At 70.6% G+C, this 18,276-nt stretch carries 14 protein-coding genes and 3 pseudogenes; 11 read left to right on the top strand and 6 right to left on the bottom strand.

Going from position 1 to position 18,276, the window contains the following annotated elements; genetic code table 11:
• Window positions 1-69: 69 nt before the first annotated feature.
• Complete coding sequence (locus QUE38_RS00395) at window positions 70-795, bottom strand: hypothetical protein (RefSeq protein ID WP_286309603.1); 726 nt, start codon at window positions 793-795, stop codon at window positions 70-72.
• Between the two features lie 171 nt (window positions 796-966).
• Between QUE38_RS00395 and QUE38_RS17290 the strand changes: the two are divergent.
• From QUE38_RS17290 to clpX, 5 genes and pseudogenes are all read left to right on the top strand, one after another.
• Window positions 967-2,028: pseudogene (locus QUE38_RS17290) on the top strand (sensor histidine kinase); the annotation flags it as partial.
• 88 nt (window positions 2,029-2,116) lie between these two features.
• A complete protein-coding gene (locus QUE38_RS00390; RefSeq protein WP_286309601.1) occupies window positions 2,117-2,794 on the top strand; it encodes a response regulator in 678 nt (225 codons plus the stop codon).
• A gap of 90 nt (window positions 2,795-2,884) precedes the next feature.
• Window positions 2,885-3,481, top strand: coding sequence for an ATP-dependent Clp protease proteolytic subunit (locus tag QUE38_RS00385; protein WP_281886396.1), 597 nt, complete (start codon window positions 2,885-2,887; stop codon window positions 3,479-3,481).
• A 30-nt stretch (window positions 3,482-3,511) separates the two neighbouring features.
• The gene (locus QUE38_RS00380) at window positions 3,512-4,183 is read left to right on the top strand and encodes an ATP-dependent Clp protease proteolytic subunit (protein ID WP_286309599.1); all 672 of its coding nucleotides are present in this window, start codon (window positions 3,512-3,514) and stop codon (window positions 4,181-4,183) included.
• A 140-nt stretch (window positions 4,184-4,323) separates the two neighbouring features.
• Entirely contained in the window at window positions 4,324-5,601 is a 1,278-nt protein-coding gene (gene clpX / locus QUE38_RS00375; RefSeq protein WP_286309597.1) for an ATP-dependent Clp protease ATP-binding subunit ClpX, read from the top strand.
• Here the strand turns inward: clpX and QUE38_RS00370 are convergent.
• The 3 genes from QUE38_RS00370 to sepH form a co-directional block, all read right to left on the bottom strand.
• Window positions 5,598-6,566: a hypothetical protein gene (locus QUE38_RS00370; protein WP_286309595.1), complete on the bottom strand. Its 969-nt coding sequence runs from the start codon at window positions 6,564-6,566 to the stop codon at window positions 5,598-5,600. The genes clpX and QUE38_RS00370 overlap by 4 nt on opposite strands.
• Before the next feature lie 20 nt (window positions 6,567-6,586).
• A complete protein-coding gene (locus QUE38_RS00365) occupies window positions 6,587-6,892 on the bottom strand; it encodes a hypothetical protein (RefSeq protein ID WP_286309594.1) in 306 nt (101 codons plus the stop codon).
• Window positions 6,893-6,965: 73 nt separating this feature from the next.
• Window positions 6,966-8,156, bottom strand: coding sequence for a septation protein SepH (sepH, locus tag QUE38_RS00360; RefSeq protein ID WP_286309593.1), 1,191 nt, complete (start codon window positions 8,154-8,156; stop codon window positions 6,966-6,968).
• A 195-nt stretch (window positions 8,157-8,351) separates the two neighbouring features.
• On the opposite strand from sepH, the gene QUE38_RS00355 reads away from it, so the two are divergent.
• On the top strand, window positions 8,352-8,645 hold the full coding sequence (locus tag QUE38_RS00355) for a DUF4193 domain-containing protein (protein WP_281886402.1): 294 nt from the start codon (window positions 8,352-8,354) through the stop codon (window positions 8,643-8,645).
• A 9-nt stretch (window positions 8,646-8,654) separates the two neighbouring features.
• On the opposite strand, the gene QUE38_RS00350 is transcribed toward QUE38_RS00355, so the two are convergent.
• Window positions 8,655-9,071, bottom strand: coding sequence for a DUF3093 domain-containing protein (locus QUE38_RS00350; RefSeq protein WP_286311891.1), 417 nt, complete (start codon window positions 9,069-9,071; stop codon window positions 8,655-8,657).
• Window positions 9,072-9,149: 78 nt separating this feature from the next.
• Between QUE38_RS00350 and dut the strand changes: the two are divergent.
• The 5 genes and pseudogenes from dut (at window position 9,150) to dxs (ending at window position 16,057) form a co-directional block, all read left to right on the top strand.
• Window positions 9,150-9,625, top strand: a pseudogene (dut, locus tag QUE38_RS00345) (dUTP diphosphatase).
• Window positions 9,622-10,254, top strand: coding sequence for a DUF3710 domain-containing protein (locus tag QUE38_RS00340; protein WP_286309591.1), 633 nt, complete (start codon window positions 9,622-9,624; stop codon window positions 10,252-10,254). The pseudogene dut and the gene QUE38_RS00340 overlap by 4 nt, the downstream one beginning before the upstream one ends.
• A 5-nt stretch (window positions 10,255-10,259) precedes the next feature.
• Window positions 10,260-11,027: a DUF3159 domain-containing protein gene (locus QUE38_RS00335; protein ID WP_286309590.1), complete on the top strand. Its 768-nt coding sequence runs from the start codon at window positions 10,260-10,262 to the stop codon at window positions 11,025-11,027.
• A gap of 159 nt (window positions 11,028-11,186) precedes the next feature.
• Window positions 11,187-13,997 (top strand): aconitate hydratase AcnA, encoded by a 2,811-nt coding sequence (gene acnA, locus QUE38_RS00330; RefSeq protein WP_286309589.1) that lies wholly within the window; start codon window positions 11,187-11,189, stop codon window positions 13,995-13,997.
• A gap of 132 nt (window positions 13,998-14,129) precedes the next feature.
• Window positions 14,130-16,057, top strand: a pseudogene (gene dxs, locus QUE38_RS00325) (1-deoxy-D-xylulose-5-phosphate synthase).
• Window positions 16,058-16,132: 75 nt separating this feature from the next.
• Here the strand turns inward: dxs and QUE38_RS00320 are convergent.
• Window positions 16,133-18,271, bottom strand: coding sequence for a 3-hydroxyacyl-CoA dehydrogenase NAD-binding domain-containing protein (locus QUE38_RS00320; RefSeq protein ID WP_286309587.1), 2,139 nt, complete (start codon window positions 18,269-18,271; stop codon window positions 16,133-16,135).
• Window positions 18,272-18,276: the final 5 nt, after the last annotated feature.

The following is an 18,276-nucleotide window of genomic DNA, read 5'->3' as shown; positions in this document are numbered from 1 at the left end:
CGACACCCGCACGATCGAGAGGGTCGGATGCCACGGGGCATCCGACCCTCTCGCCGTCTCCGGCCCCGGTCAGGCACGTGCTGCGTCGACCCGCGCCACCGTGGGGTCGCCCGACTCGTCCGACTCGAGCGCGGTGGTCCAGGCGCCGCGGCCGCCCCGGAGGATCGCGATCGCGGCCCCGGTGAACGCGATCAGGCCGAGCATCATCGAGGCGTAGGTGATCCACACGCCCGAGAGGAAGTTCGGCAGTCCGAACTCGACGACGACCCACACGAGCAGCGCGATCGGCACCCAGACGGGTGCGATGCGCGAGCGGAGCATCGCGATACCCGTGAAGACGACGCCGAGCACGGTGCCGAGCAGGCCGAACGCGAGGTAGGGCAGGAAGGCGCCGCCCTGGGAGGCATCCGCCGCAGCCACCGCCGCTGCCGCGTCGCCCGTCTCGGTGGCGTACATGGCCATCTCGCGACCCACGAGGGACGCCCCCGCGAACACCGCGTGGCCGAACGCGCCGAGGCCGGACGACACGGCGCCGATCGTGCCGGTGACGCGCGCGCGATGCACGGTCGCGTGTGCCAGGCCGACGAACCCGATGGCCCAGAACAGCTGGGCGAAGGCGAACAGCTGCAGGCCGAGCGCGGCGGTCGGCGACTCCGCGAGCAGGCGAACGTACTCCGCGTTGTCGTCGGGGAACTCGGGCTGGAGCAGCAGTCCGACGAACGCGAGCACGAGCGTGGCGACGAGCGAGACGGCGACGAGAGTACGTCGCAGGGTGGGCAGTGCGGTGCGGGACATGGGGACCTCCTCGATGCGGGCCGCGGCCGTTCCGCGGCGCCTGAGGGGAACGTACGAGCGACGGTCCGTCACGGTCTGCCTCGCCGGGTCCCGACCGTCGGCACCGGGGTGGACCCGTGGTGTCGACCCGGGTGGATTCCCGCGCGACGCGGCGGGCGCTAGCCTCCGATCATGGAGCGTTCCCGACGCCGCGACCTCGCGGTGGACCTGGTGCTCGCGGGCATCGTGACGGCCGCGGGGCTCGCCGAGGTGTGGGTGCCCTTCGACTCGGTGCAGGGCACCGGCTCGCCGGTGGTCAGCACCGCCGCCATCATCGTCGCGGGGTGCCTGCTGGCCCTGCGGCGCCGGGTCCCGATCGCACTCATCGGCGTGCCCGCGGTCTGGGTGCTCACCGGCATCGCCACGCTCGGCGACATCCAGGTGCTGTTCTTCGGGCAGCTCGTGTCGATGTACTTCGCGCTCTACTCGGGTGTGCGGTTCGGGCGGCCGCGCGTCGCCTGGGCAGTGGCCGGCTCCGTCGCGTCGGCGGTCGTGTTCGCCGACCTCACGATCCCGTACCTGCAGGGTCCGAGCGAGCTCCTCTTCCACTGGGGCGTCCTGATCGCGATCGCGCTGATCGCGTTCGGCGTCCGGCGCTCCGAGGCCCGTGCGGTCGCCGCAGCGCTCCGCGCCGAGCGCTCCGAGGCGGAGGCGCGGCACGCGGCCATGCTCGCCGTGGCGGAGGAGCGTGCGCGCATCGCGCGCGAGCTGCACGACATCCTCGGGCACTCGATGAGCGTGGTGGTGGTGCAGGCGGGCGCAGCGGCCGAGGTGGTGGACGACGATCCGGCGGCCGCGCGGCGTGCGCTCGAGGCGATCCGCTCGATCGGGCGCGACTCGCTCGCCGAGGTGCGCCGGGTCGTCGCGCTGCTGCGCGAGGACGAGGAGGCGGGCCTCGCGCCGGTGCCGGGCATCGATCGGCTGCCCGACCTCATCGCGCAGGCCCGGGATGCGGGTCTCGACGTCGCGTACTCGGTGGTCGGCAACGTCGACGCGCTCTCCGCCGGCCGGGGGCTCGCGGTCTACCGGGTCGTGCAGGAGGCGCTCACCAACGTGCGCCGACACGCGAACGCGCGGTCGGCGGCCGTGGTCGTGACCGCGACGCCGGACGCGGTGACCGTGACCGTGACGGACGACGGCGGTGGCCACGCGGAGAGCGGGGCGGCGGGCCACGGCCTGCTCGGCATGCGCGAGCGCGTCGCGATCTACGGCGGCGAACTCGAGGCGGGCCCGCAGGGGGCGGATGGCACGTCCGCGCGGAGCTCCCGGTGCTGGGGCCGTCGTGAACGACGCCGCTGCACCCCTCCGCGTGCTGCTCGTCGACGACCAGGAGCTCGTGCGGGTCGGGTTCCGGTTGATCCTCGAGCGGGCCGGCATGGTCGTCGTGGGGGAGGCGGGCGACGGCGAGCAGGCGGTGGCCGCCGCATCCGCCCATCACCCCGACGTGGTGCTCATGGACGTGCGGATGCCGGTGATGGACGGCATCGAGGCGACTCGCAGGATCACGGCCGGCGAGTCGCCGCCGCGCGTGCTTGCGCTCACGACGTTCGACCTCGACGAGTACGTGTTCGCGACCGTGCAGGCGGGGGCATCCGGGTTCCTGCTCAAGGATGCGCCGCCGGCCGACCTCGTGCACGCGGTGCACGTCGTCGCCCGGGGAGACGCCATGCTCGCACCCGCGGTCACCGCACGCCTGCTCGGGAGGTTCACGACCCCGGCCGATGCCGATCGGCCCACCGTGACGCTGCCGGCGCTCACGGAGCGCGAGCAGGAGATCGTGCGGCTCGTCGCGCACGGCCGGTCGAATACGGAGATCGCCGAGCGGCTCTTCCTCAGCGAGTCGACGGTGAAGACGTACGTGTCCCGGCTGTTCGCGAAGCTCGCGGTGCGCGATCGCGTGCAGGTGGCGGTGCTCGCCTACGAGAGCGGCCTGGTGCGCCCGGGCGAGCCGATCGCCTGAGCCTCGCGCGACACGTCCTCCGCCCACGGCGAACAGCACGACCCCGCCGATTCGCAGCGGATAGATTCGATGCCGAACGCGAATACCGAAATGGAGCGACACATGGCCGAACCGGCACTGCAGCCCAGTGTTTTCGATCGACTGCTGAAGGACCGCATCATCTGGCTCGGTTCCGAGGTGCGAGACGACAACGCGAACGAGATCGCCGCGAAGCTCCTGCTCCTCGCCGCCGAGGACCCGAAGAAGGACATCTACCTCTACATCAACTCGCCCGGCGGCTCGATCACCGCGGGCATGGCGATCTACGACACGATGCAGTTCGTGCCGAACGACATCGTCACGGTCGGCATCGGCATGGCCGCGTCGATGGGGCAGCTGCTGCTCACCGCCGGCGCCAAGGGCAAGCGCTACATCACCCCGAACGCGCGCGTGCTGCTGCACCAGCCGCACGGCGGCTTCGGCGGCACCGCGAGCGACATCCAGACGCAGGCGCAGCTCATCCTCGACATGAAGCGCCGCCTCGCCGAGATCACCGCAGCGGCGACCGGCAAGACCGTCGAGCAGATCAACGCCGACGGCGACCGCGACCGCTGGTTCAACGCCGAGGAGGCCCTCGAGTACGGGTTCGTCGACGCGATCCGCGAGTCGGCGACCGACGTCTCCGGCGGCGGCGGCACGGCGGCATAGGGCAGCGAGAGAAGAGAGAACGACACCCACATGAAGACTCCCGACTTCGGCGGCACCGCGCACGGCGCCCTCGCCGCCCCCGGTTCGCGCTACATCCTCCCGAGCTTCGAGGAGCGCACGGCCTACGGCTACAAGCGCCAGGACCCGTACGCCAAGCTCTTCGAGGACCGCATCATCTTCCTCGGCGTGCAGGTCGACGACGCGTCGGCCGACGACATCATGGCCCAGCTCCTCGTGCTCGAGTCGATGGACCCCGACCGCGACATCATCCTGTACATCAACTCGCCCGGCGGCTCGTTCACGGCCATGACGGCGATCTACGACACGATGCAGTACATCCGCCCGCAGATCCAGACCGTCGTGCTCGGCCAGGCCGCGTCGGCGGCGGCGGTCATCGCGGCGGCCGGTACGCCCGGCAAGCGCCTCGCGCTGCCGAACGCGCGCGTGCTCATCCACCAGCCGGCGGTCGGCCAGGCCGGCCAGGGGCAGGCGTCCGACATCGAGATCCAGGCGGCCGAGATCATGCGCATGCGCACGTGGCTCGAGGAGACGCTCGCGCGCCACTCGAACCGCGACCAGCAGCAGGTGCACGAGGACATCGACCGCGACAAGATCCTCTCGGCGGAGGAGTCGCTCGAGTACGGCCTCATCGACCAGGTGCTCACGAGCCGCAAGACGACCCCGGCGTCGATCACCCCGTAGCATCCGCTCGATTCACGGAGGCGGGAGGGCACATGCCCCTCCCGCCTTCGGACGTTTCACGACATGATCGCGCGAGTTCCGTCGCAGAGTCGGTGCGGCGGGTTAGGCTCGAACCGTCGCACATCGAAGGAGGCACGCACATGGCCCGCATTGGCGAAAGCGCCGATCTGCTGAAGTGCTCCTTCTGCGGAAAGAGCCAGAAGCAGGTGCAGCAGCTCATCGCCGGTCCCGGCGTGTACATCTGCGACGAGTGCGTCGAGCTGTGCAACGAGATCATCGAGGAGCGCCTCGCCGAGTCGGGCGAGGAGACGCAGGGCGAGTTCGACCTCCCCAAGCCGAAGGAGATCTTCTCCTTCCTCGAGGAGTACGTCATCGGCCAGGAGCCCGCTAAGCGGGCGCTGGCCGTCGCCGTCTACAACCACTACAAGCGCGTGCGAGCGCGCACGACGCTCACGTCGGCCGACCACGCGCGCGACGAGGTCGAGATCGCGAAGTCGAACATCCTCCTGATCGGGCCCACCGGTTGCGGCAAGACCTACCTCGCGCAGACCCTCGCACGCCGGCTGAACGTGCCGTTCGCCGTGGCCGACGCCACCGCCCTCACCGAGGCGGGCTACGTCGGCGAGGACGTCGAGAACATCCTGCTGAAGCTCATCCAGGCCGCCGACTTCGACGTGAAGCGCGCCGAGACGGGCATCATCTACATCGACGAGGTCGACAAGATCGCCCGCAAGGCTGAGAACCCGTCGATCACCCGCGACGTGTCCGGCGAGGGCGTGCAGCAGGCGCTGCTGAAGATCCTCGAGGGCACGACCGCCTCGGTGCCGCCGCAGGGCGGCCGCAAGCACCCGCACCAGGAGTTCATCCAGATCGACACGACGAACGTGCTGTTCATCGTGGCCGGTGCGTTCGCCGGGCTGGAGGACATCATCTCGTCGCGCGCAGGCAAGCGCGGCATCGGCTTCGGCGCCCCACTGCACAGCAAGGACGACGAGGTCGACATCTTCAGCGAGGTGCTCCCCGAAGACCTCCACAAGTTCGGCCTCATCCCCGAGTTCATCGGTCGCCTGCCGGTCGTCACGACCGTCTCGCAGCTCGACCGGCCGGCGCTCATGCAGATCCTCACCGAGCCGAAGAACGCGCTCGTCAAGCAGTACGAGCGCATGTTCGAGCTCGACGGCGTCGAGCTCGAGTTCGACCAGGGCGCCATCGAGGCGATCGCCGACCTGGCGGTGCTGCGCCAGACGGGTGCGCGCGGCCTGCGCGCCATCCTCGAGGAGGTGCTCGGGCCGATCATGTTCGAGGTGCCGTCGAGCGAGGAGGTCGCCCGCGTGGTCGTCACGCGCGAGGCCGTCATGGACAACGCCGCTCCCACGATCGTGCCGCACAAGCCGCGCCGCCAGGAGAAGTCGGCCTAGGCCCTCTCGGTGTGCCGCAGCACGCCGAGCAGCTCGTCGGGCGCGTGGTGCGCCCAACGGTGCAACTCCGCGTCGGTCATCGTGCCAAGTACGTCGGCCCAGGTGCACGTGCGGTTCACGGCGTGCACGATGCGCATCGCCCGCCACTCCTCGGCGGTGGGTCTTCGGAGTCCCCACGCCGCAGCCCATGCGTCGAGCACGGGCTCCCACGAGAGGTCCGGTCGTCGATCGATCCAGTCGTGGGGCACTGCCAGCACTTCGAGGGCATTCGCCCACTGGCCGTCGGCGAGATCGAACAGCCGGTAGCCGTCGCCGTCAGGGTATGCGTTGCCGGGGTGGAGGTCCCCGTGGTTCCACGCGGCCGGGTACGGCGAGTCGGCGAGCACGTCCACGGCGTCTGCGACCGCCCGACGCGCGGCCCGCAGCCGAGATGCCTCGACCTCATCGAGTCGCGCTGCGTGCGACTTCGGAAGCCCCGCTAGTAGGTCGACGAGTTCGTCGAACCGTTCATCCACACGGATGCTGCGATCCGGCATGCCCGTACCGAGCAATTCGCCGCGCTGTTGCACGAGCGAATGCTGCACGTGCGCCGCCTCGCTGACGAGCCCGATCCAGACGTCGGTCGTGACCGTACCGCGTTCGGCGACGGACGGTCCGTGGTCGATCGTGAGCAGGAGGCCGTGCGCGGCGTCGACGGCCAGCGGAGCCTGCACGGACCCCGGCGCGTGTTGCGCGAGCACCTCCTGCATGTGGGCCTCGAACGCCATCGGCAGATGGTTCTGCTTGCACCACACCAGGCCCGCGTCGGTGGTGATCGTGAGCTGGGTCGACCACGGGCGAACCCGGCGCCGCTCGAGCGGTCCCGTGGCGCGCACGCCGACCTCGCGCAGCATCCGCAGCACCCGGCCCTCCGTCGCGGCGAGCCACTCAGGGGAGCTCACGCGCTCGCTGAACGGGGTCGCCATGCGCACAGCCTAGGGAGTGGTCACTCGTACGTGTCCACGACCTCCCACCGGAGCGTCCTGCGATCGAGCACCACGTCGAAGACCAGCGAGCCCGAACCGTCGTCGGCCGTGCCCTGGAACCGCCAGCCGGTGACATCGAGCGGCCCGCACACGCCCGTGCCGGCGAGCGGGCGCCACCACGGGCAGGGTGCGACGAGCGCGGTCGGGCGATCGGTCACGCGGTAGCGCACCTGCCGCCAGACGAGGCGCAGCGGTTCGCCGTCGTCGCCCGTCCATACGACGGTCTCCGACTCCATCGTGCGCATCGCGGACCTCCATTCGAACATGTGTTCGAATGCTACGTCCCCGAGGCTCGACACGCCAACGCCCGGTGGACGGGCGTCAACGGGGCGGGTCGGCTCAGGCCGGGTCGTCGTCGCTGCGCGCGCCGAAGACGATCTCGTCCCAGCTCGGCATCGACGCCCGGCCCTTCTTCGCGCCGGCGGCGGCCGACGAACGAGCGGGTGCACCCGAGTCGGTCTCGCCCGATGCGGCCACGCGGCCCCACAGGGAGTCGCCCGCGGGCTCCTTCGGCTGCGACTGCTTCTGCGGCGGGCGCTTGGCGGCGGACTGGCGCTTGGCGGGCGACCTGCGCGGGGCGCGGGCGGGCGCGGCCGACGGCTCCTCCTCCTGCGCGTCCTCGAACTCCTCGTCGAAGGTCGACAGGGGGATGTCGAGTGCGGGCTCGGAGTCGTCCTCCGCGGGGACGGCGGCCGACTCCCGCTCGCCGCGGCGCTTGCGCAGCGCCTCGAGCAGGTCGGCCGTGTCGCTGATCGCCTGCTCCGGCTCGGCGGCGCGCTTGATCGCCGCGTTCGCGGCCGCGGGGCTCGAGGTCTTCACGGTGCGCGAGTACGAGAGCGCCTCGGGCTGCGGCGCCGGGTCGGATGCCACAGGGGCCACCGGGTCGTCGTCGAACGCGAACGCGCCGCTGTCGAACCGCGAGGCGTCCGGGTCCTGGGCGCCGACCGCGCGCAGCTTGGGGATCAGCCCCTCCTTCGGCTCACCGGGCTGCGAGAGCGTCACGGCCTCGGAGTTCAGCGGCTGGAGGGCGCGCTTGCGCGGCTCGAAGCCCCAGCGGGCGTCGTGGTCGATGTCGTCGGCGCGGAATTCGAGCTTGACCATCCACCCGCGGTCCTCCTCCTTCCAGCTCGCCCAGCGGCCGCGGTCGGCGCCGAGCTTGTCGAGCCGGTCGCGGATCACGTTGCCGAACGTCGGGGGAGTGTCGGGGTCGAAGTCGCCCTCGATGTGCACCGGCACGGCCAGCGCGGAGTTCACGATGTGCTCGCGCTCGGCGAGCACGGGGCCCTCGAACCGGCGGATCGCCTCGAGCGACGCGCCCGTCAGGGTCGCGACCTCCTCGGCCGACAGGCCGGCGCGGATGTGCGCCTGCACCTCCCTCGGCGCCAGTCTCGGCGCGTTGGGCGACTCCGGGTGCGATTGACGGATCTTGGACTGCACCACGTCGTCGATCGGGATCCTGAACCTCGCCCCCTCGTCGGAGGCGGCGAGCAGCGCGCCGTTCTCGACGCCGATCACCTTCAGTTCCTGCATGTCGCCGGGCCCTTCCCTGCTCACTGTTGCTGGCAAGGATGCCACGGGGGTCGCCGACCGCTGGGGAATACCACGGGCGTGCCGGAAGTTGCAGCGGCTGATCGACCTGCCGTGCGAGGCGTTTGCACTTCCACGACGGTTGATGCAGACTATGGCCGCCGATTTTCTTCGGCGACTCACCAAGAATGGACCGGAATGGCAACTGATTACGACGCACCGCGGAAGAGCGACGACGACTCGGAGTCGATCGAGGCTCTCAAGGAGCGCGTACCCGACAAGAACTCGGGAATGGTCGACGCGGATGACGCCGACAACCCCGGTGGGTTCGACCTGCCGGGAGCCGATCTCTCCGACGTGGAACTCGACGTGGTGGTCCTGCCCCCGCAGGCCGACGAGTTCACGTGCGTGAGCTGCTTCCTCGTGAAGCACCGCTCCCAGATCGACCACGAGACGAAGCTCGGGCCGATCTGCCTGGAGTGCGCGGCCTGACCGGCGCCGCTACGCAGTCTCCGATGGCCGTCGCGATCCGTTGATCGCGGCGGCCATCTCCGTCGGTCGGCGCGTCGAGACGATCCAGTAGGGCGTCGGGTCGGCGTCGTCGACGATCGGCACCTTCACCACGTGCGGCACCCAGCCGCGGATGAGCAGCCAGGCGCGGGCGTCCAGTCGCACGCCCCGCTCGGCGGTGGCATCCGCCCCCTCATGCGCCGTCGCCTCGCCGGTGAGCGCGAGCGGGATGCTCGCCTTCCCGGCGTGCAGTTCCGTCTCGGTCACCTCGATCAGCGGTGAGGCGACGAGGAACGCGGCCTGCACGCCGAGATAGAGCACGATGCCCGTCGCGATGCCGGCGGGCAGCGACACGGGCGCGAGGATCAGGATGCTCGCCGGGATCAGCAGCAGGCTGACGAGGACCATCCACGGGGTCGGCAGGAGCCGTTCTCGGTACACGGGCATGCTTCCATTCGACCAGATTTCTTCGACTACCCTCGACACGTGACCGATTCCGTCGAGGTGCTCATCACCGCTGACCGCGTGCCCGCGTACGCCCATCCGGGCGATGCCGGGGCCGACCTGCACGCGGCCGAGTCGCTCGTGCTCGCGCCGGGGGAGCGCGCCACGGTCGGCACGGGCGTGGCGGTGGCGCTGCCCGACGGGTACGTCGGGTTCGTCGTCCCGCGCAGCGGCCTCGCGTTCAAGCACGGCATCACCATCGTCAACGCCCCCGGCACGATCGACGCCGGGTACCGCGGCGAGATCAAGGTGTCGATGCTGAACACGGATGCCTCGGAGCCGTACGAGATCCGCGACGGCGACCGCATCGCACAGCTCGTTGTCATGCCGGTCTCGCGGGCGCGCTTCGTGCCGGTCGACCGGCTGCCGGGCAGCCATCGGGGGAGGGCGGATTCGGCTCGACCGGGTTCGCCGCAGACACACACCCCACACCCCAGTCAGGAGCAGCATCAGCGTGAGCGACATCGAGAACGTCGACGACCGTCCGGTCGACCACCCCAAGTCGGCGCCGGAGGACCGCGAGACCGCGGGGCCGCTCGACGAGTCGGAGGCCAACCCGGTTCGTCCGTACGTCGACCTCGGCGGCGTGAAGGTGCTGCCTCGCGAGGGGCTGCACCTGCGCCTCGAGGTCGAGGAGTCGACCAAGCGCGTGGTGGCGATCAGCCTCGACTACGCGAACTCCACGCTGCAGGTGCAGCCGTTCGCGGCGCCCCGCTCGAGCGGGCTGTGGCACGAGATCCGCGAGCAGATCTCCACGCAGATCACCGGCCAGGGCGGCACGATCACTCCCCGTGAGGGCACGTTCGGTCCCGAGCTGCTCGCGCAGATCCCGGTGCCCGCCACCGAGCAGCAGGCGGCGCAGACCCGCCTCGCGCGCTTCGTGGGCGTCGACGGGCCGCGCTGGTTCCTGCGCGGCGTGATCGCGGGCGACGCCGCCGTCGACCCGGCGGCCGCCGCGCTGGTGGAGGACCTGTTCCGCAGCATCGTCGTGGTGCGCGGCAACACGCCGATGCCGCCGCGCGACCTCATCCCGCTCCGCATGCCCCAGGGCTCGGGCGGCGGCGCGAAGCCGCCGACCGCCCCGTGACCACGGTGTCCGATCCCGCGCGCGGCGACCGCGACGAGCCCGACCGCGAGCCGGGGGAGCAGGCGGACGACCTCGCAGCCCACGAGGCCGCGGCGGGCATCGGCGCGGGGCTCGCGCAGGCGGCCGAACGATCGGGCCTCGGCGGCCTGGCGCGCGACGAGGCGCTCACCGCACGCGAGCTGCTCGGTGCGCTGGGCGGCATCCGCGGGCTGTGCGAGGCGATCCTTCCCGGGCTCGTCTTCCTCACCGTCTACGCGATCTGGGGCGAGCTCGTCCCGGCGCTGGCCGGCTCGGTCGGCCTCGCCGTCGTGTTCACGATCGCCCGCCTGATCGCACGCACGCCCGTGACGCAGGCCGTCGCGGGCCTCGTCGCAGCAGGGGCATCCGCCGCCCTCGCCCTCTGGACCGGTCGCGGCGAGGACAACTTCGTCATCGGCCTCTGGACCAACGGCGCGTACGCGACCGCGATCCTCATCTCGCTGCTCGTGGGCTGGCCCCTGCTCGGGCTCGCCGTCGGGTTCCTGATGGGCGACGGCCTGGCCTGGAAGCACGACCGTCGCCGCTACCGCGCGATGCAGCTGCTCACCGTGCTCTGGCTCGGGCTGTTCGTCGCCCGGCTGGCCGTGCAGCTCCCGCTGTACCTCGCCGCGAACGTCGAGGGCCTCGCGCTCACGCGATTGCTGATGGGCGTGCCGCTGTACGCCGTGCTGCTCGTGCTCTCGTGGCTCGTGGTGCGCGCCGTGTATCCGTCCGGCGCCGACCGGAGCGAGTGATACAGTTATCTCGACATCGAGATAAATGAGCCGGGTCGAGAGGCCCGGTCCGCGGCGCGGCGATTAGGTTACCCTTGCTGGCAGACGGCCCTGTCCGGCCGCGAGAATCGTCAGGCGGGCCGGTCCGCGCCGGTCGCATCGAGCGAAGGAGAGGCCAACGTGTCTGCAGTGAACAGTTTCGGGGCGAAGGACACGCTCCGGGTCGGAGACGACTCGTACGAGATCTACCGCATCGACACGGTTCCGGGGTACGAGAAGCTGCCCTTCAGCCTCAAGGTGCTGCTCGAGAACCTGCTCCGCACCGAGGACGGCGCGAACGTCACCAAGGCGCAGATCGAGGCGCTCGGCTCGTGGGTGCCGACGGCCGACCCCGACACCGAGATCCAGTTCACGCCCGCCCGCGTGGTCATGCAGGACTTCACCGGCGTGCCCTGCATCGTCGACCTCGCCACCATGCGCGAGGCCGTGGTCGCCCTCGGCGGCGACCCGAACAAGATCAACCCGCTCTCGCCGGCCGAGATGGTCATCGACCACTCGGTCATCGCCGACCTGTTCGGCACCGAGAACGCCCTCGAGCGCAACGTCGAGATCGAGTACGAGCGCAACGGCGAGCGGTACCAGTTCCTCCGCTGGGGCCAGACCGCGTTCGACGACTTCAAGGTCGTCCCGCCCGGCACCGGCATCGTGCACCAGGTGAACATCGAGCACCTGGCCAAGGTCATCTACTCGCGCGGCGTCGACGGCGTGACGCGCGCCTACCCCGACACCTGCGTCGGCACCGACTCGCACACCACCATGGTCAACGGCCTCGGCGTGCTCGGCTGGGGCGTCGGCGGCATCGAGGCGGAGGCGGCCATGCTGGGCCAGCCCGTGTCGATGCTCATCCCCAAGGTCGTCGGGTTCAAGCTCTCCGGCGAGATCCCCGCCGGCGTCACCGCGACCGACGTCGTGCTCACCATCACCGACATGCTGCGCCAGCACGGCGTGGTCGGCAAGTTCGTCGAGTTCTACGGCCCCGGCGTGGCATCCGTGCCCCTCGCCAACCGCGCCACCATCGGCAACATGAGCCCGGAGTTCGGCTCGACCGCCGCCATCTTCCCGATCGACGACGTCACCCTCGAGTACCTGCGCCTCACCGGCCGCAGCGAGGCCGAGGTGGCACTCGTCGAGGACTACGCGAAGACGCAGACGCTGTGGCACGACGCGGCGAACGAGCCGTCGTTCTCGGAGTACATGGAGCTCGACCTCGGCACCGTGGTGCCGTCGATCGCCGGCCCGAAGCGCCCGCAGGACCGCATCGTGCTCTCCGAGGCGAAGACGCAGTTCGAGTCCGACCTCACCAACTACGCCGACGTCGACCACGACCTGGTCGACCTCGAGATCTCCGAGTCCTTCCCGGCATCCGACCCGCCCGGCAACACGCCGGAGGACGAGTTCAACCACCACGAGCACCACCACCGGAGCCACGCGCCGAAGACGGTGTCGAAGCCGACGCAGGTGGATGCCGCGGACGGCACCTCGTACACGCTCGACCACGGCTCGGTCACGATCGCCGCGATCACCTCGTGCACGAACACGTCGAACCCGTCGGTCATGCTCGCCGCGGGCCTGCTCGCGCGCAACGCCGTGAAGAAGGGCCTGAAGGCCAAGCCGTGGGTGAAGACCACGCTGGCGCCGGGCTCGAAGGTCGTCACCGACTACTACGAGAAGGCCGGCCTCACGCAGGACCTCGAGGACCTCGGCTTCTACACCGTCGGCTACGGCTGCACCACCTGCATCGGCAACTCGGGCCCCCTCATCGAGGAGGTGTCGGCCGCGGTGCAGCAGAACGACCTCGCCGTGACCGCGGTGCTCTCGGGCAACCGCAACTTCGAGGGCCGCATCAACCCCGACGTGAAGATGAACTACCTCGCGAGCCCGCCGCTCGTGATCGCGTACTCGCTCGCAGGGTCGATGAACTTCGACTTCGAGTCCGACCCGCTCGGTACCGACACCGAGGGCAACGAGGTCTACCTCAAGGACATCTGGCCGGATGCCTCGGAGGTGCAGGACACCATCGACGCATCGATCAACAAGGACATGTTCACGACGCAGTACGCGAGCGTGTTCGAGGGCGACGAGCGCTGGCGCACGCTGCCGACGCCGACCGGTGCGACCTTCGAGTGGAACCCCGAGTCGACGTACGTGCGCAAGCCTCCGTACTTCGACGGCATGACCATGGACACGACCCCGGTCGCCGACATCGCGGGTGCTCGCGTGCTCGCGAAGCTCGGCGACTCGGTCACCACCGACCACATCAGCCCCGCGGGCGCCATCAAGGGCGACAGCCCGGCCGGCAAGTACCTGGTGGAGCACGGCGTCGAGCGCAAGGACTTCAACTCCTACGGCTCGCGTCGCGGCAACCACGAGGTCATGATCCGCGGCACGTTCGCGAACATCCGCCTCCGCAACCAGCTCCTCGACAACGTCGAGGGCGGGTACACGCGCGACTTCACGCAGGCCGACGGCCCGCAGTCGTTCATCTACGACGCGTCGATGAACTACCAGTCGCAGGGCATCCCGCTCGTCATCTTCGGCGGCAAGGAGTACGGCTCGGGCTCGAGCCGCGACTGGGCGGCCAAGGGCACGAACCTGCTCGGCGTGAAGGCGGTCATCACCGAGAGCTTCGAGCGCATCCACCGCTCGAACCTGATCGGCATGGGCGTCGTGCCGCTGCAGTTCCCGGTCGGCGAGTCGGCCGACTCGCTCGGGCTCGACGGCACCGAGGTCGTGTCGATCACGGGCCTCGAGGAGCTGAACGCGGGCAGCACGCCGAAGACGGTGCACGTCGTCGCCGCGCCGAGCGAGCACTCGCCGGCGGGCAAGGAGACGGTCGAGTTCGACGCGGTCGTGCGCATCGACACGCCCGGTGAGGCCGACTACTACCGCAACGGCGGCATCCTCCAGTACGTGCTGCGCAGCCTCGTCTGACGCTGTCCGACACCACCCGAGCGACCCGGCAGGCGACGTCCTGCCGGGTCGCTCGTCGCTTCCCCAGACTCCCGGCGTAGACTCGGGCAACGGCGACCGGACACTCACTGGCGCACCGGAAAGGCACCCTGCATGACCCTGCTCGAGACCATCAACGGACCCCGGGACCTCGACGGGCTCTCGGCCGAAGAACTCGAACGACTGGCACGAGAGATCCGGGAGTACCTGGTCGCGAGCGTCTCGCAGACCGGCGGCCACCTCGGCCCGAACCTCGGCGTCGTGGAGCTCACGCTCGCGATCCACCGCGTGTTCGAGTCGCCGAAGGATGCCATCGTGTTCGACACGGGCCACCAGTCGTACGTGCACAAGATGCTGACGGGTCGTCGCGACCTCTCGAGCATCCGCACGACCGGCGGCCTCGCCGGCTACCCGCAGCGCTCCGAGTCGGTGCACGACATCGTCGAGAGCTCGCACGCGTCGAGCTCGCTGTCGTGGGCGGACGGCATCTCGCGCGCCTTCGAGATGACCGGCCAGCAGGACCGCCACGTGGTGGCCGTGGTGGGCGACGGCGCCCTCACCGGCGGCATGACATGGGAGGCGCTCAACAACATCACCGACGACAACAACCGCCGCCTGGTGGTCGTCGTCAACGACAACGGCCGCTCGTACGCGCCCACGATCGGCGGCATGGCGCGGTTCCTGAACTCGGTGCGCACCAAGCGCGGCTACCGCGAGCTGCACCAGTCGAGCCGTCGCGCGTTCGACCGCCTCGGCGGCCCCGCTCGCGCGGTGTACCGCGGGGTGCGCGGCGGCCTGCACGGGTTCCTCAGCCGCTTCTCGAACAACGAGGCGCTCTACTCGAACCTCGACATCAAGTACATCGGCCCGGTCGACGGGCACGACGAGGCGGCGGTCGAGCGCGCACTCGTGCAGGCGCGCGACTACGGCACGCCGGTCATCGTGCACGTGATCACCGAGAAGGGCCGCGGGTACGAGCCCGCGCTGCGCGACGTCGCCGACCAGTTCCACGCCGTCGGGCAGATCGACCCGGAGACGGGGGAGTCGCTCGTCGCCGCATCCGCCCCCTCGTGGACCGGCGTGTTCTCCGAGGAGCTCGTCCGCGTCGCCGATGCCGACGACCGCATCGTGGGCATCACGGCCGCGATGCTGCGGCCGACCGGCCTGCACCGCATGGCCGAGCGCTACCCCGACCGCGTGCTCGACGTCGGCATCGCCGAGCAGCACGCCGTGGCGAGTGCCGCGGGTCTCTCGTTCGGCGGCATGCACCCGGTGGTCGCCGTCTACGCGACGTTCATGAACCGCGCCTTCGACCAGGTGCTGATGGACGTCGCGCTGCACCGCGCGGGCGTCACGTTCGTGCTCGACCGGGCCGGCGTGACCGGCCCCGACGGCCCCAGCCACCACGGCGTGTGGGACCTCGCGATCCTGCAGGTCGTGCCCGGCATCCGGCTCGCCGCCCCCGCGACGCGGAGCGGCTCGCGGAAGAGCTGCACGAGGCCGTGCAGGTGCAGGATGCCCCGACGGTGCTGCGCTTCCCGAAGGGGTCCGTGGGCACCGAGTACCCGGCCGAGCGGCGCACGCCCGACGGCGTCGACGTGCTGCGCGAGACCGACCGCCGAGACGTGCTGATCGTGACCGTCGGCCCGATGGCGGGCATCGGGCTGGAGGTCGCCGAGCGCCTCGCCGACCAGGGCATCGGCGCGACCGTCGTCGACCCGCGCTGGGTCGTGCCCGTGCCGCGCAGCGTGGTCGAGCTCGCGCGCGACTACCGCATCGTCGTGAGCATCGAGGACGGCATGCGCGTGGGCGGCATCGGCACGCGCATCCGCCAGGACCTCCGCGAGGCCGACGTCGACACCGCGGTCACCGAGATCGGGCTCCCCGACGAGTTCCTCGACCACGGCTCGCGCGGCGACATCCTCGAGCGCGTCGGCCTCACGCCGCAGCACATCGCGCGCGACGTGACCGCGATGGTGCTCGGCAGCAAGCTGCCGCACGCGCGCGCCGTGCCCGCCGACGAGGAGGCATCGACCCGCTGACGCGGGCCTCCCGCACGAACGACGAACGCCCCGGAGCCGAAGCTCCGGGGCGTTCTCCCGTGTCCGCCGTCGGCGTCAGGCGCCGACGCCCGCGACCGGCGGGTGGTGGAACGTGTCGCCGAATGCGCGCTCGCTGGCGCCCACCCGGTCGAGGTACGGCGTCGCGCCGCCCATCTGGAACGGCCAGCCCGCACCGAGGATCATGCACAGGTCGATGTCCTCGGGCGCGTGCACGACGTCGTCCTCGAGCATCCGGTGGATCTCGTCGGCCAGGCCGTCCTCGAGCCGGGTGCGGATCTCCTCGGCGGTCATCGGGTTCGTGCCGCCGGCGACGATCTTCACCGCGCCCTTGTCGTACCCCGTGACGTTGCCCTTGCCGTCGCGCTCGAGCAGCTTCCCGTGCTCCGCGAGGCGGTGCAGGTTGTCGCTCGCGAAGAAGCGCTCCGGGAAGGCGCCGTGGTGCGTGTCGAGCACGTGCGCGCCGACCTTCAGGCCGACGAGCTCCAGCAGCTCGAACGGGCCCATGGGGAGCCCGAAGGGCGTCACGGACTCGTCGACGACCTCGAACGGCGTGCCCTCGTCGACCGCGTGCATCGTCTCGCCGAGCACCTTCGCGAGCACCCGGTTCACGACGAACCCGGGGGTGTCGCGCGTGATGACGGCGTTCTTGCGGAGCTTGGCGGCGATCACCATGGCGGTCGACAGGGTGGCGTCGTCGGTCTTCGGGGCGTTCACGACCTCGATCAGCGGCATGACGGCCACCGGGTTGAAGAAGTGGAAGCCCACGAGCCGCTCGGGGTTGGCGAGCTTCGCGCCGATCTGCTCGACCGACAGCGACGACGTGTTCGTGGCGAGCACGGCCTCGGGGGAGACGTGCTGCTCGATCTCGGCGAAGACGTCCTGCTTGATGCCGAGCTCCTCGAAGACGGCCTCGATGACCCAGTCGCAGTCGGCGAAGTCGGCCTTGTCGGTCGTCCCCGTGACGAGCGCACGCAGGCGGTTGGCCTCGTCGGGGGAGATGCGGCCCTTCTGCTCGAGCGTGCCGATCTCGTCGCGGATGTACGCGAGGCCCTTGTCGACGCGTGCCTGGTCGAGGTCGGTGATGACCACCGGCACCTGCAGGCGGCGCACGAACAGCAGCGCGAACTGGCTCGCCATGAGCCCCGCGCCGATGACGCCCACCTTCGTGACCGGCTTCGCGAGCGCCTTGTCGGGCGCGCCGGCCGGCTTCTTCGCGCGCTTCTGCACGAGGTTGAACGCGTAGATGCTGGCCTGGAGCTGGTCGCCGACGATGAGGTCGGCGAGCGCGTCGTCCTCGGCGGCGAATCCGGCCTCGCGGTCGTTCGCCTTCGCGCCCTTGAGCAGCTCGAGGGCGGCGTACGGCGACTGCTGCACCTCGCCGATGCGGCGCTTCAGCATCTTGGTGGCGATGCCGATCGCGGCATCCCACTTCACCATGCGCTCGACCTTGCCCGGCTCGTTGGGACGCTTGACCTTCGCGCGACCGGCGACCACGTCGTCGGCCCAGCGGATCGAGTCCTCGAGGAACGCGGCCGACGCGAAGATGCGGTCCGCGATGCCGAGCTCGAGCACGTCCTTGCCCTTGAGGGTGCGGTTCTGCTTGAGCGGGTTCTCGATGACGACCTTGAGGGCGTTCTCGATGCCGATCAGGTTGGGCAGCAGCGTCGCACCGCCCCACGCGGGCACGATGCCGAGGAACACCTCGGGCAGCGCGACGGCCGGCGTGGACGCGTCCACGGTGCGGTAGTCGGCGTGCAGCCCGATCTCGAGGCCGCCGCCGAGCGCGAGGCCGTTGATGAACGCGAACGACGGTACGCCGACGGTGTGCAGCTTGCCGAGCGCGTGGTGGCCGAGCTGGGCCATCCGCAGGGCGATCTCGCGGTTGGGGATCTCTGCGATCTTCGACAGGTCGGCGCCCGCGGCGAGGATGAAGGGCTTGCCCGTCACCGCGACCGCATGGATGTCGCCGGCCTTCGCCCGCTCGGCCAGTCGGTCGAGGGTGTCGGCGTACTCGAGCAGCGACTTCGGCCCGAGCGTGTTCGGACGGGTGTGGTCGCGCCCGTTGTCGAGCGTCACGAGCGCGAGCACGCGCCCGTCGGAGAGCGCCACGTCGCGCACGTACGAGTGCGTGACGACCTCGTCGTCCGACAGGCCCTCGAGCTCCGTGAAGTCGATCTTCGTGTAATCGGTCATCGCGG

It is taken from the genome of Agromyces mangrovi (assembly GCF_030296695.1).
GTDB lineage: Bacteria > Actinomycetota > Actinomycetes > Actinomycetales > Microbacteriaceae > Agromyces > Agromyces mangrovi.
The sequence above is the reverse complement of the archived record's forward strand: the minus strand, read 5'-3'. Positions and strand labels throughout refer to the sequence as shown.

Excerpts from the sequence above, each read along its gene's own strand:
- QUE38_RS00395 (WP_286309603.1), bottom strand. The coding sequence starts at position 795 with ATGTCCCGCACCGCACTGCCCACCCTGCGACGTACTCTCGTCGCCGTC.
- QUE38_RS00385 (WP_281886396.1), top strand. The coding sequence starts at position 2,885 with ATGGAGCGACACATGGCCGAACCGGCACTGCAGCCCAGTGTTTTCGAT.
- QUE38_RS00380 (WP_286309599.1), top strand. The coding sequence starts at position 3,512 with ATGAAGACTCCCGACTTCGGCGGCACCGCGCACGGCGCCCTCGCCGCC.
- clpX (WP_286309597.1), top strand. The coding sequence starts at position 4,324 with ATGGCCCGCATTGGCGAAAGCGCCGATCTGCTGAAGTGCTCCTTCTGC.
- QUE38_RS00370 (WP_286309595.1), bottom strand. The coding sequence starts at position 6,566 with ATGGCGACCCCGTTCAGCGAGCGCGTGAGCTCCCCTGAGTGGCTCGCC.
- QUE38_RS00365 (WP_286309594.1), bottom strand. The coding sequence starts at position 6,892 with ATGTTCGAATGGAGGTCCGCGATGCGCACGATGGAGTCGGAGACCGTC.
- sepH (WP_286309593.1), bottom strand. The coding sequence starts at position 8,156 with ATGCAGGAACTGAAGGTGATCGGCGTCGAGAACGGCGCGCTGCTCGCC.
- QUE38_RS00355 (WP_281886402.1), top strand. The coding sequence starts at position 8,352 with ATGGCAACTGATTACGACGCACCGCGGAAGAGCGACGACGACTCGGAG.
- QUE38_RS00350 (WP_286311891.1), bottom strand. The coding sequence starts at position 9,071 with ATGGTCCTCGTCAGCCTGCTGCTGATCCCGGCGAGCATCCTGATCCTC.
- QUE38_RS00320 (WP_286309587.1), bottom strand. The coding sequence starts at position 18,271 with ATGACCGATTACACGAAGATCGACTTCACGGAGCTCGAGGGCCTGTCG.